The organism is Streptomyces vulcanius (genome assembly GCF_042653945.1).
GTDB lineage: Bacteria > Actinomycetota > Actinomycetes > Streptomycetales > Streptomycetaceae > Streptomyces > Streptomyces mangrovi.
In genome coordinates this window covers 1-11225 of the sequence record NZ_JBHSFK010000087.1, presented here as the reverse complement: position 1 = coordinate 11225, position 11225 = coordinate 1, and the positions used below count along the sequence as shown (strand labels likewise).

The window sequence follows — 11225 nt, the reverse complement described above, 5'->3', positions numbered from 1 at the left end:
TCTGCCACACCAGGCCCAGGCCGCTGTCGTGGGCCACCGCGTTCTGGATGATCAGCGCCTGCAGCCGCTCCGGATGCGCCATGGCCATCCGGAAGCCGACCGGTCCGCCGTAGTCCTGTACGACGAGCGTGTAGCGCGCGACACCGAGTTCCTCCACGAAGGCGTTCATCACCTGGGCGAGGCGGTCGAAGGTGTACGCGAAGTCGGCCGGCGCCGGAGCGCTGCTGTGCCCGAACCCGGGGAAGTCGGGGGCTATCAGCCGCGCCCGGTCGGACAGGCGCTGCAGGAGTGGTTCGAACATCCGTGACGAGGACGGGAAGCCGTGCAGGAGCAGCAGGACGGGGGCGTCCGCATCGCCGGCCTCGCGGTAGAAGATCTCGAGATCGTCGACCTTGAGAGTGCGGTAGTGCGTCATGGGAAACCTTTCTCTCCGCGACCGCGTCCCGCGCGACCTGGTCGTGCAGGTCCTTGAACGCGGCGAGGCGGATCTCCGAAAGGTGGAAGACGGCTGGATCTCCGGATCCTGTCCCGCAGTACGTCCAGCGGTATGCGGGCTCGGACGGCCGGAGCGCCCGATACCCGTACCACCTGGAAGTGTTGGCCGGTGGGGGTGTCCGGGTCGAGCCCGGACCCAACGCCGTGTCGATCTCCTGCGCCCGGTCGGCGTCGGGCACCGCCACGAGGACGACTTCACTTTACATGTCCATGGTTTGCGCTCCCCGGAGGTTGGACGACCTCGGGTTGCCCAGAACCCGGGGAGTCGGTATCGGCCCTTCGGGTCTGCTGTCAGAGGCGGCCGACGCCCCTGGCGGCCTGGTCGAACGTCTCCGGGGCCTCGTCGGGCACGTATGCAGATCCGCGGCGAGCCCGGCCTCGATGACGTCGTGGCGTGGGCCACCCTGATGGTCCTGCCGAGGGCTCGCCCGTTGATCAGGACAGCCGCCCTCCGGGTGGGCATGTCTATGAGCCGACCCGGGAGACGTGGTACTGGCGGATCTGCCAGCCGTCGGCGCTGTGCTCGAGTAGCAGCGAGAGGTGGACCCGATCCTCCACGTCCTTCGGGTCGCGGAAGGCGAGGCCGACGAAACCACCGACGATCCCGACACCGATGGCGTAGCTGTGGAGGACGCTGACGTCCGTCGCGGTCCGGTACACCGGCACCGCCTCGTAGTATCCGCGGACCGCGTCGCGGCCGACAAGGACATCCGGACCGAAGCCCTGGAACAGTGCGTCGGGGGCGAACAGTTCCGCCATCCGGTCCGGCTGGTGCCCGTTGAAGGCAACCCTCCACCGTTCAACCATCTCCTGGACCACCTTGTTCATCGCGTCAGGCCTCCTCTTCGACCAGCTGACAACCGACCGGTCTGCAATGGGGGCCGAGATCCGCGAGGCCGCGGACCGGCCCAAGGACCGCTTCTCCCGCTTCTCCGAGCCCAAAGGGCGCTCGCCCGACTGTCCCCGACGGGCACTGGGACGCTCAACGCAGTGGCCCGGGCAGGATCCGCACGACGGTCACGACGAAGCGGAGGCACCCCCGCGGCTGTGTCGGCCGTTCGAGGGGCTTCGCCGCCCCATGCGCGGTCAGCAGGGCCGCGGGACCACCTCCGGACGGGCGTGCGCCTACTTCAGCACCTGCAGCAGCCGATCCGCGACAACCGCGGCCGATGCGGGGTTCTGCCCGGTGATCAGGTTGCGGTCCTCCACCAGGTACGGCTGCCACATCTCGCCGCGGCTGAACTCGACACCGATCTTGTCCTTCAGCTCGTCCTCCAGGAGCCACGGTGCCTTGTCGGCCAGCCCGACACCTTCCTCCTCTTCGTTGGTGAAGCCGGTGACCCGGTATCCCTTGAAGGGCGAGACGCCATGGATCCTCGTGGACAGGATCGCGGCGGGGGCGTGGCATACGATCGCGAGCGGCTTGCCCGAGGCGAGCTGTGCGGTCAGGATCCGTCCCGCGTCGGCGTCCACCCACAGGTCCTGCATCGGGCCGTGGCCGCCGGGCAGGTACACCGCGTCGTAGTCCTCGATGCGGGCATCCGACAACTGCAGGGGCCGCCGCATCACCTCGGCGGAACGGATGATGGCCTCCAGCTCGAGGGCTCCCTCCACACCGCCCGCCATCGAGGGGCGCAGGCTCATCATGTCGACGTTCGGAGTCACGCCGCCGGGTGTCGCCACCACCACCTCGTGGCCGGCTTCCGTGAGCGCCTTGTACGGGGCCGCGAACTCCTCGGCCCAGTAACCCGTGGCGTGCCTCGTACCGTCCTTCAACGTCCAGTACGTGGCTCCGCTCACCACGAAAAGTATCTTCGCCATCGGTCCATCACTCCCGTCGTCCAGGTCTCGTGGCCTGCGTCTGCGTCGCCGGCCTCCACCTACGTCCACGGTCCGGCACGAAGCGGGTCGTCGCACCAGTAGGACACCCTGGTCACCGTCCCTGGTCCGCGCGGCGGCAGGTCAGGCGCCGGACCCGTGCCGACGCCACAACCCGTCCACCGGCACGTCCGAGACCAGCCCGCCCGTGGAAGCCGTGCACCCGCCCCGTGGGCTGCCCGCACGCCGGGCACTGCACCGGATCGTCCCGCGTCCGCGCGACACCCAGATGGCGTCTCCCCGTCCGTCGTCCCCTCGGCGACGAGGGGACGACAGTCCGAAAACACCACACAAGCCCGTTGACATCGCGCACAGCACGCCAACGACAACCGTCGCCCTCGTTACCACCGATTACGGCACCAAACCTTGCGGGCGTTCCCCATCAAGGAGCACGCCCGCGAGGACGGCCCGCTCAGGGCCGAAGCTGTCAGTCCAGGCGGGAGACCTGGTAGTGCGCGATGGACCAGTCGCCCCGGACACCGGTCACGAGAACGGAGAGTTTCACGTCCAGCGGGGACCGGTCCGTGAACGAGAACTCGACGGCGAGGTAGCCGAGGACGAGGTCGTCGGCAGGCCGTCGGGTCTCGAGGATGCTGTACTCCGCCTTCATACCGATGGGCTGGGAGTCGTAGTAGTCGGCGACCCCCTGGCGTCCGACGCTGTAGGGGCGCAGCCCCTGAAAGACCGCGTCCTGCGCGAAGAGGGCGGCGACGCGCTCGGGTTGGTGTGCGTCGACCGCGGCTTTCCACTGGTCCAGCACCCGGCGCAGGATTGCCGTGTCGTCGTGCTTGGTAGTCATGCCCGTTCCTTGATCAGTCACTTGACGTACTGCTCAGTGTCCGGCGCTCATGCCGCCGTCGACGTGCAGGATCTCGCCGGTGACGAACGGCGCCGTCTCCAGGAAGAGCACCGCGTCGACGATATCGCCGACTTCACCCAACCGGTTGACCGGGTGCAGGGCGGCGAGGAACTCGTGGGTCTCGTCCGGGTGCATGGGGGTCTTGATGGTGCCGGGCGAGACCGCGTTGACGCGGATGCCGCGGGTGGCGTACTCGATGGCCAGGGACTTGGTGGCAGCCTGCAGGCCGCCCTTGGTCAGCGAGGCGAGGACGGAGGGGACGCGGGCGTCCGGGCTGTCGACCAGACTGGTGGTGACGCTGACGATGTGTCCGCCGCCCTGGGCGAGCAGGTGCGGCAGGGCCAGCTGGGTGAGGTGGAAGAAGCCGTCGAGGTTGATGGCTGTCACGGCGGCGTAGTCCTCGGCCGTGTAGTCGGTGAAGGGCTTGGCGACGAACACGCCCGCGTTGTTGACCACGGTGTCGATCCGGCCGAACCGCTTGACGGCGGCGCCTACGACACGCTCTGCGGTCTCCGGGTCCGCGATGTCGCCCTGGACGGTGAGGATGTCGGCGTCGTCGACGGGGGCGATGCTCCGCGAGGTGGCGACGACGGCGTGGCCGAGCTTGCGGTAGCCCTCGACGAGTGCGGCGCCGATGCCCTGCGATGCGCCGGTGATGATCGTGGTCTTCTGGTGCTGTGTGCTCATGCTGACCTTCTCCGAATTAACTGAACGATTACTAGCCGACCGGTCGACTATTTGAAGGTAGGCCAGACCGCCCTGCGCCGGAAGGACCGGCTTCCTACTGTCTGGGAGGCGCAGTCTCCCAGCACAGGTCAGCTCTGGACCGCGTACGGATCGTCAGTGGGCAGCCAGGCGTCCGGGGCGTGGATTCCGAGGTCGCCGACGCCCTCGCACAGGGCGTCGACCACGGTCAGGACTTCGCTACGGTCCTCGTTCTCGCGCCAGACCAGGGACCAGGTCCAGTACACCTTCGGTGCGACGATCTCGCGGCGGACCAGGTCGGGCGGAAGCGGAGCGGTCTGGCCCTTGGGCGAGTTGAGGACAGGGCGGATGCAGCGGCGGACGTGGTCGAAGTAGGCGGGACCGGTGATGGCACCGTCGGAGATGCGCACCGCGCGGGCCCCGGTGACCTGCGTCAGTTCCTGCGCGTACGCGTTCCAGGAGGCCCAGGCGGTGAGGTCGTCGTCGATCAGGACGTCGGTGTCCCGGACCGCCACATCCAGCGCCTCGCCGCTGTCGCCGCCCTTGGCTACGGCGTAGAGCCGGTCGGCGCCGATCAGGCGGGCCCGCAGGCCCAGCCGCTGGAGGTCCTCGGTGCTCACCCAGCAGACGGCGAGGTCCAGACTGCCGTCGGCGACCCGCGCGGCCTGGGTGTGCGAGGGGGCGACCCAGGCGTCGATGTGCACCTGGGCAATCGCGGCCGTCCGTGAAGTCAGGTCCGGCGGAAGCCAGTTGACGTATCCGAGCCTTACCGGCTGCGAGCCCGACAGTCGGCCGGCCCGGCGTCTGAGGTCCTCGGCCCGCTCCAGCAATTCACGCGTGTGCGGGAGCAGGGCGGCGCCGGCCTGCGTGAGGGCGACCGAGCGACGGTCCCGGTCGAACAGCCGGAGGCCGAGGTCGCGCTCCAGCGCCTTGATCTGCTGGGAGAGCGAGGGGCCCGCGATGAGCAACCGCTCCGCGGCCCGCCCGAAGTTCAGCTCCTCGGCCACGGCGACGAAGTACCTGAGTTGGCGCAGTTCCACGCGCGTCATGCTACGCGCGCCGAGAGGCCGCGCCTGTCGGCAGCGAGGCAGCCGGTCGTGGCATCGGTCCTGGTAGGGACGCACGATGAGCCCGCCGGTGACGGAGGGGGGTGGTGCGGAGGTGGCCAGGGACTTGCTCGCCGGAAAGGCGGACAGGTCCTCCATGTCCATCCGCCGGGGTCTGCGCCGATGGTCAACGATCCGGAGGTCGACGACGGGTGGGCGATGTGGTTTGCGGAGTAGCCACGGTCGAGCAAGTGTTCAGCGGCGCACGCGGCGACGGTAATCCTCAGCGGATCGGCCCGCAGCCACTTGCCGCGCACGGTTGCGGAGCGCGAGCACAGCGCGTAGAGAAGAATCGGATCTCCGCGCCCGAGGTCAAGCCTCGCTCTCCACGAGTTCTGCACAACTCCAGGGGAGAGGTGCGCGGCGCGCTCCACCGTGTCCAATTTTCGTCCCCAGTCGCGGACGCCGTCGGCGAGGCCATCAACCACCTGTGGAGCGACGACGAACTGCGCTCCAAACTCCACACCACATTGACCTCCTGGTTCCGCAGCGACCAGGAGACGCTCCGCAGGGCTGCCGCCAGCGCGTTCCTCAACCTGACGCTGCATCTCGACGACAGCGGCCGACCCTCACTGCTCGGCGACGACTCGGCTCCGGTCCCCAACTGGGTGATCGACGGCTGGCGCACCGTCCTGGAAGCCAACGATCCCAGCCCTCTCGCCCGACGCTCCTGCATCGCCTGGCTGGACTCGGCGGCAATCCATCAGCTTGCAGCGGAACGGATTTTGACCACCCTCGTGCTCGCTGTCCACGACACGCCCACCGGCGACCTCCGCGGCCAGCGCTTCCTGAACCTGGTACGCCTCGCCGAGCGCTGGATGCTCCAAGGCCGCGCTCTCGACGAGGACGGACGCAACACGTTGCGCGCCGACCTCCTCCGCCGCACCCAGCTCGCGGATCCTCACCGGCCCCGGCCCCGGCCGCAGGGCAGTACGGCAGATGTTTGGACGCCGTTCCCCACCCACACGCTCGGGCTCCATCGACCTTGCATTCACCGCCGCAAGCGCTGACGACGGCTACCACTTCGACGTTCACGCGAACGGCCAGTGGGAAGCGGACGATGCCCAGCATCACGATCCATCAGCCGCCGCCTGCCATGTCATCGACGCTGTCGTGGTCCTGGCAGCCGACTGCCCGATCCTCGCCGGCACCGAGCTGGAGTTCCGTGCCAACGCACGCCTGGGGCGACCGGCGAACCTGGCCGACCCGGGCGTACGCGTGCAGTGGCCCACCGTGCACGTTCATGCCCGGCCGGAGGATCTGCAGGATGCCCGGGCCCGCGCGCGCATCCGCGCCGCGGAAAGCGCCGCCCGGGAAGAACAGCGACTCCGCGTCACCCAGTACGTTCAGTTCCGCGACCTGCTGCGCGAGGACCCGACCAGCGCACTGGCGCAGCTGCTGCTGGAGACCCCGGCCACGGTCAGTACCGAAACCGTGACCGCCATGGACGAGATCGCCAGGCAGGTGGCGGCAACGGCGCCGGGAGCCGCGCGGGTGGAGACCGCGCGGCTCCCGGAGAAGTCCTTCAGCGATCTGCCCACGGACGCCGAGCAGTTCATCATCGACCGTCTGTGCACAGTGCTGATGGAGTTCGGGGCCAAAGAGCCGGCCGAGCGACTGCGGACCGTGCACAGCGACACGCGCGCAAAGGCCGGTTGGGAAGCGCGGACCTGACGGGGGCTTGTGGAAAACCTTGGAGAAAATCCAGGAAGTGGTCTCCGGTGAGGATCACAAGCCCGCCGGTCAGATGTGGTGCGACGCTCTCCGCACGGTCACTGGCAGGCAACGCGACGAACCAATGGCCGACCAGGGACGGCTTGGCGGATGCGCGCGAGCGGGGGCCGGTTCCTGTCGACGGGGTCGGATTCAGCCGGTGGTCTTCGCGGGTACCTCGCCCTGCCGGTCGACAACCCCGCGTTCCATGACGGCGTCAATGCCGAACAGCACGTCGCTCTTGGTGCCCCTGGCCTTGGCCCCGCCGCTGATGAAGTACGCCTGCGAGCCGATGTAAGCGAGAGTGTCCTTGTCGAAGATCAACACGTACCTGGTCGCGGAACCGACGTCGCTGTGGGTGATGCCGATGCCGTGGCGCCCGGCCGCGTCGACGGCATCGGGGATCCGGGTGATGCCGGGAACCTTGGCGACGGCCTTGTACAGAGCAGAGGCGGTGGCGGGCGGCATGATCACACTGCCCAGCAGGTCGCCGATCGTCCTGAAGACGGCCTCATCCTCCGATTCCCCCTGTTCCACCGTGGTCTGGCTGGCGAGCAGCTTGAGCAGGCTGTCGCTGTCGGTCGGCAGCGAGGCCAGCCATGCGTAGGTGGGGTACCAGAGACCGGGTCGCACGGATGTCGTGGATGTGATGGGCAGGAGTTGACCAGGCATTATGGCGTCTTTCCCGCTTGATCGGAGCCAGCCGGTCGTGGTCGATGGACCGGGCTTCTGAGCTATCCACATCTCTTCCCTGTGCGTCGCGCCGAGCACCGCCGGGCCGCTGAAGGCGCCCTTGTTCTCGCGCGCCAGGCGCTGGACGTACACGAACTGGTTTTCCTTCACCGGCGTGGCGTCTGTCTTCATGGCCGCGGCGGCGATCCGACCGAGGGTGACGGTCGCGCTGTTCACCTGGGCCGGCGCGGAAGCGGTGGGCCCGCCCGCGGGGGCGGAGCCGCGGTCGCCGACGGAGGCCGCGATGGCAAGGGCGCCGACCAAGCCCAGCGACATGGCGGGCAATGCCAGAGCCAGGCGAGGCAGCCTGCGGCGATTCGGAGCGGGCGACCTTTCGGCGGAAGCGCTGTCGTCGTGGTCGATCTGCCGCAGCAGAGTGTCCTTGTAGTGGAGAAGGCGGCTCGACGAGAGGTCCCAGTCGGCCGAAGCCGCCAGTAGTTCCTCGGCCTCACTCCGGGCAGAGCCGGCGCGCAGGTTGTCGGTTGTCATCGGGTTTCCTCCTGCAGGAATAGGGCCGCGATCGCGGCTTCACTTTTTTGCTCTCCGCGACGGCCACGCGGTTCCGCATTTTTTTGAGGTGTCGGACCGGAGCTGTACCGGGCCAGTCGCGTCCGGGCACGCGAGAGCCGCGACCTCACGGTGCCGACCGGAATGCCCAGCGCCTCGGCGGCCTGCTGGTAGTCCAGCCCGGCGCCCACGCACAGAGCGATCACCTCACGGTCCGAGCGACCCAGTTGACGCAAGGCGCCGTGGATCAGCGCGAGGCGGCGGGCATCGTCGATCCGGCCGGCCGTCTCGTTCGCGAAGTCCTCCACCGGCCGGGGCTCCGGGCTGCGAGTCAGGAACGCGAGCCGCCGGCGCAGACCGCGGTTGACGTTGTGTGCCTTGTGCGTCGCGATGCCGAGCAGCCACGGTGTGAGTGATCCGCCCTCCGGATCCACCGTCCCCCGGGTGCGCCAGGCGCCGAGGAAGGCCTCGGACATCACTTCCTCGGCGTCCGACCAGTTGCCGGTCAGCCGCAGGGCATGGTTGTAGACCGCGCGAGCGTTTTGGTCGTACAGGTCGGCGAACGCCGCACGATCCCCTGCCCGTACTCGCGCGCGCAATGACTCGCTGGGTTGTGTATGTCTCACACTTTGTTCTCTCCGTCGTCCCGACCCTGTTCCCGTGTCTTGCGCCACATCGCCGCGACAGGGGGCAGGCAGCCGCAGCGGACCTGTGAAGCCAACGGGTCTGCTTGAGCCGAGGCGCCCGGAAAGCTGGCATGCCCGGTTCTGAGGGGGCCGGGCCGCGGCAACGCGACCTGCTACCCGACCGGGCCTTCTTCCGCTCCGCGTTCGCCGCGCTGGCCGAGCCGGCCTTCCGCACCTCCTACGACAAGAAGACCGCCCAGGGAAACACCACACCCAGGCCCTTCTCTGCCCGGCCAGACGCCGGGTCGACGTGCTCTTCGCCATGTCCGCGACATGACCTTCCGTCAGCCGCCAGCCCCGATCACCCATCGCCTTTGATCAAAGTCAGAGGGCTCCCGGAGTGCCAAGACGTCCGGATCGCGGCATTGCGAGCGACGTCGTGCGACGGCTCATTCACCGCTGAATTGTCCGGTGGAGCAGCCGCACGGGGTGGCCGGAGGGGGTATCGATTCCCGGCCGGGGCGGTCCCGGGCCGGACTGGACGTACATGGCCAGACCGGTTACCGTGTATTGCATGGTACCTGGCGCGGCAAGTAAGGACGGCTCGGGGAAGGCGGAAAGCCAGCTCCGCAAGGGAGTGCTGGAGTACTGCGTCCTGGGGCTTCTGCGCGATGGCGCTCGCTACGGTGTAGAGCTGCTTGAGGTGCTTGGCACGGTGAACGTGATGACTACCAGCCAGGGGACGATCTATCCTTTGCTCGCCCGGTTGCGCCGTGAGGGCTTGGTGGACACCACCTGGCAGGAGTCCCCAAGTGGGCCGCCCCGTCGTTACTACATGCTGACCTCTCAGGGAGAGGCGGCGCTGGCGGAGTTCACGGAGATCTGGCCGCATTTCCGCGACGCCGTGGACCGCTTCATCACCGATTGAACGACCGGACTCCCCACTGCTTTTACCTGGAGATTCACTATGAAGACCGTCGAGCACCCTCTTGCGGTGGCCTACCTCGAGGCTGTGGCGCGCGAAGCCGCAGCCCTGGCTCCGGAGCGCCGGGGCGAACTTCTTGCCGATCTGACGGAGCACATCGCGGTGGCGTTCGCCGAGCAGCCGGCCCGCGACGACGCGGAGGTGACAGCCGTCCTGGACCGTCTCGGCGACCCCCGCACCATCGTGGCAACCGCCCGCGAAGGCGAGACCACTGCGCTGCCGGTCAGCAAGTGGCGCAGCCTTGCCCCGTTGATTCTGCTGCCGGTAGCCGCACTTCTCGGAGGCGTCAGTCTCGTCCTGGGCGGGATTGCCATGATCGCGGGCTTCGTGCTGCTGTGGGCGGCACCTCACTGGAGCAGGCGCGACAAGACCATCGGCACCGCGGCCGCGCTTCCGGTCCTCATAGCGCTTGTCGGCATGGCCCTCACCGGAGCGGCAACGGGGCCGCTCGACCCGGGGCTGCTCGCTCTCGTCGCCCCCGGAGTGCTCGTCCCGGCGGCCGCGTCGGTGTACCTCTTCTTCCGGGCAGGGCAGCGCATGTCGTCATGATGGGGAATCGCCCGTGCCGGCACCGTCACCGACCGCGTGGCGTGGACCGGGCGGCCCGACGGCCGGCGCGAGTTCCAGGCGCTTTCCCCTGACGAGGCGGATGGTGTCGTACGGGTTGGCGTTCGACCAGAACTACACGGTCAAACGCCGTTGGTTCGTGTCCCGGTCACGGGTCGACAAATCGGCCAACGACGATCCGGCACACGATGACGTCTGGCGCTGCCGGCTCTCCCCTTCGGGTCACATCCCGCTGATCCGCTCTGCGTAAGGCAGGCCATCGGGAGGGGCCGGACCTTCAGGGAGCCCGTCATGGCGCCGTCGGCGGTCGGCTCTGCGGGGGCGCGGCGGACATGCCGCCTCAGGCGCTCGCGGTTCCGCGGCCGTGCTTGCTCGCGCCATACCTGAGGCTGTCCATCAGCAGGTCCAGGAGCCGGCGGGCAAGGTCACGCTGACCGGGGTCTCCCGCGATGAGTGTGATGCCGCCGAGGCTCATCAGTACGTCTTCAGGGGAGACGTCCGGGCGGAACGTGCCGTCTTCGGCGCCCGTCCGGACGAGAGAAGCCAGTGCCTCGGTGAGCAGGTCCCTGGTCTGCATGCGCAGGTCGCCGTCGGCGACGAGCACCGCGTGGAGTGCGTCTGCCATGGCGTGCTTGGTCGCGATGAAATCGACGAAGCGGTCCATCCAGGCGCGGAGCGCCTCGTCGGCCGGGGATGATGCCAGCAGATCCGGTGCGGCAGCGCAGAGCTTGGTGGTCTCGTTGCGGTACGTCGCCTCGACCAGGCGCTCGCGCGAGGGAAAGCGACGGTAGAGCGTGTCGCCCCCGACTTCCCCGGGTTCGGGCACAGCAGCGCTCCGGCGCCGGCCGACTTCGCGTACACCTTCGACCGCCTCGCCCAGGTGATGAACGCCTTCGTGGAGGAACTCGGTGTCGCGCGCTACACCCTCGTCGTACAGGACTACGGCGGACCGGTCGGCTTCCGGATGGCCATGGCGCATCCGGAGCGGCTGCAGGCGCTGATCATCCAGAACGCGGTGGCCCACGACAGCGGCCTGGGCCTGGTGTGGCAGA

General features: G+C 68.6%; 14 protein-coding genes and 1 pseudogene. 6 read left to right on the top strand and 9 right to left on the bottom strand.

What is annotated here, in order from left to right; all coding sequences use genetic code 11:
- From ACFPIH_RS55675 to ACFPIH_RS55650, 6 genes are all read right to left on the bottom strand, one after another.
- Nucleotides 1-415: alpha/beta fold hydrolase (locus ACFPIH_RS55675; RefSeq protein ID WP_381187841.1), on the bottom strand; the 415-nt coding region annotated here is incomplete at its 3' end.
- 545 nt (nucleotides 416-960) lie between these two features.
- On the bottom strand, nucleotides 961-1323 hold the full coding sequence (locus ACFPIH_RS55670; protein WP_381187838.1) for a YybH family protein: 363 nt from the start codon (nucleotides 1321-1323) through the stop codon (nucleotides 961-963).
- A 297-nt stretch (nucleotides 1324-1620) separates the two neighbouring features.
- On the bottom strand, nucleotides 1621-2316 hold the full coding sequence (locus ACFPIH_RS55665) for a type 1 glutamine amidotransferase domain-containing protein (RefSeq protein WP_381187835.1): 696 nt from the start codon (nucleotides 2314-2316) through the stop codon (nucleotides 1621-1623).
- 484 nt (nucleotides 2317-2800) lie between these two features.
- Nucleotides 2801-3172, bottom strand: a complete 372-nt coding sequence (locus ACFPIH_RS55660) for a YybH family protein (protein ID WP_381187832.1) — start codon at nucleotides 3170-3172, stop codon at nucleotides 2801-2803.
- Nucleotides 3173-3205: 33 nt separating this feature from the next.
- On the bottom strand, nucleotides 3206-3919 hold the full coding sequence (locus ACFPIH_RS55655) for an SDR family NAD(P)-dependent oxidoreductase (protein ID WP_381187829.1): 714 nt from the start codon (nucleotides 3917-3919) through the stop codon (nucleotides 3206-3208).
- A gap of 128 nt (nucleotides 3920-4047) precedes the next feature.
- Nucleotides 4048-4986, bottom strand: a complete 939-nt coding sequence (locus tag ACFPIH_RS55650) for a LysR family transcriptional regulator (RefSeq protein ID WP_381187826.1) — start codon at nucleotides 4984-4986, stop codon at nucleotides 4048-4050.
- Between the two features lie 413 nt (nucleotides 4987-5399).
- Between ACFPIH_RS55650 and ACFPIH_RS55645 the strand changes: the two genes are divergently transcribed.
- A complete protein-coding gene (locus ACFPIH_RS55645; protein WP_381187824.1) occupies nucleotides 5400-6053 on the top strand; it encodes a hypothetical protein in 654 nt (217 codons plus the stop codon).
- Complete coding sequence (locus tag ACFPIH_RS55640; protein WP_381187821.1) at nucleotides 5983-6717, top strand: hypothetical protein; 735 nt, start codon at nucleotides 5983-5985, stop codon at nucleotides 6715-6717. The genes ACFPIH_RS55645 and ACFPIH_RS55640 overlap by 71 nt, the downstream gene beginning before the upstream one ends.
- Before the next feature lie 192 nt (nucleotides 6718-6909).
- On the opposite strand, the gene ACFPIH_RS55635 is transcribed toward ACFPIH_RS55640, so the two are convergent.
- Together ACFPIH_RS55635 and ACFPIH_RS55630 are read right to left on the bottom strand one after the other, a co-directional pair.
- A complete protein-coding gene (locus ACFPIH_RS55635; RefSeq protein WP_381187819.1) occupies nucleotides 6910-7977 on the bottom strand; it encodes a CU044_5270 family protein in 1068 nt (355 codons plus the stop codon).
- Nucleotides 7974-8594 carry an RNA polymerase sigma factor gene (locus tag ACFPIH_RS55630; protein WP_381187816.1) on the bottom strand — a complete coding sequence of 207 codons (621 nt, stop codon included), beginning with the start codon at nucleotides 8592-8594 and terminating at the stop codon, nucleotides 7974-7976. Before ACFPIH_RS55630 ends, ACFPIH_RS55635 begins: the two co-directional genes overlap by 4 nt.
- A gap of 209 nt (nucleotides 8595-8803) precedes the next feature.
- Here ACFPIH_RS55630 and ACFPIH_RS56590 point away from each other — a divergent pair.
- The 3 genes and pseudogenes from ACFPIH_RS56590 to ACFPIH_RS55620 all read left to right on the top strand — a co-directional run.
- Nucleotides 8804-8999, top strand: a pseudogene (locus ACFPIH_RS56590) (IS110 family transposase); the annotation flags it as partial.
- 196 nt (nucleotides 9000-9195) lie between these two features.
- Nucleotides 9196-9549, top strand: a complete 354-nt coding sequence (locus ACFPIH_RS55625; protein ID WP_381187813.1) for a PadR family transcriptional regulator — start codon at nucleotides 9196-9198, stop codon at nucleotides 9547-9549.
- Between the two features lie 39 nt (nucleotides 9550-9588).
- On the top strand, nucleotides 9589-10155 hold the full coding sequence (locus tag ACFPIH_RS55620; protein ID WP_381187810.1) for an HAAS signaling domain-containing protein: 567 nt from the start codon (nucleotides 9589-9591) through the stop codon (nucleotides 10153-10155).
- A 358-nt stretch (nucleotides 10156-10513) separates the two neighbouring features.
- Here ACFPIH_RS55620 and ACFPIH_RS55615 read toward each other — a convergent pair whose 3' ends face one another.
- A complete protein-coding gene (locus ACFPIH_RS55615; protein ID WP_385879401.1) occupies nucleotides 10514-10999 on the bottom strand; it encodes a TetR/AcrR family transcriptional regulator in 486 nt (161 codons plus the stop codon).
- Between ACFPIH_RS55615 and ACFPIH_RS55610 the strand changes: the two genes are divergently transcribed.
- The coding region (locus tag ACFPIH_RS55610; protein WP_385879407.1) for an alpha/beta fold hydrolase at nucleotides 10880-11225 on the top strand (346 nt) is incomplete at its 3' end. The genes ACFPIH_RS55615 and ACFPIH_RS55610 overlap by 120 nt on opposite strands.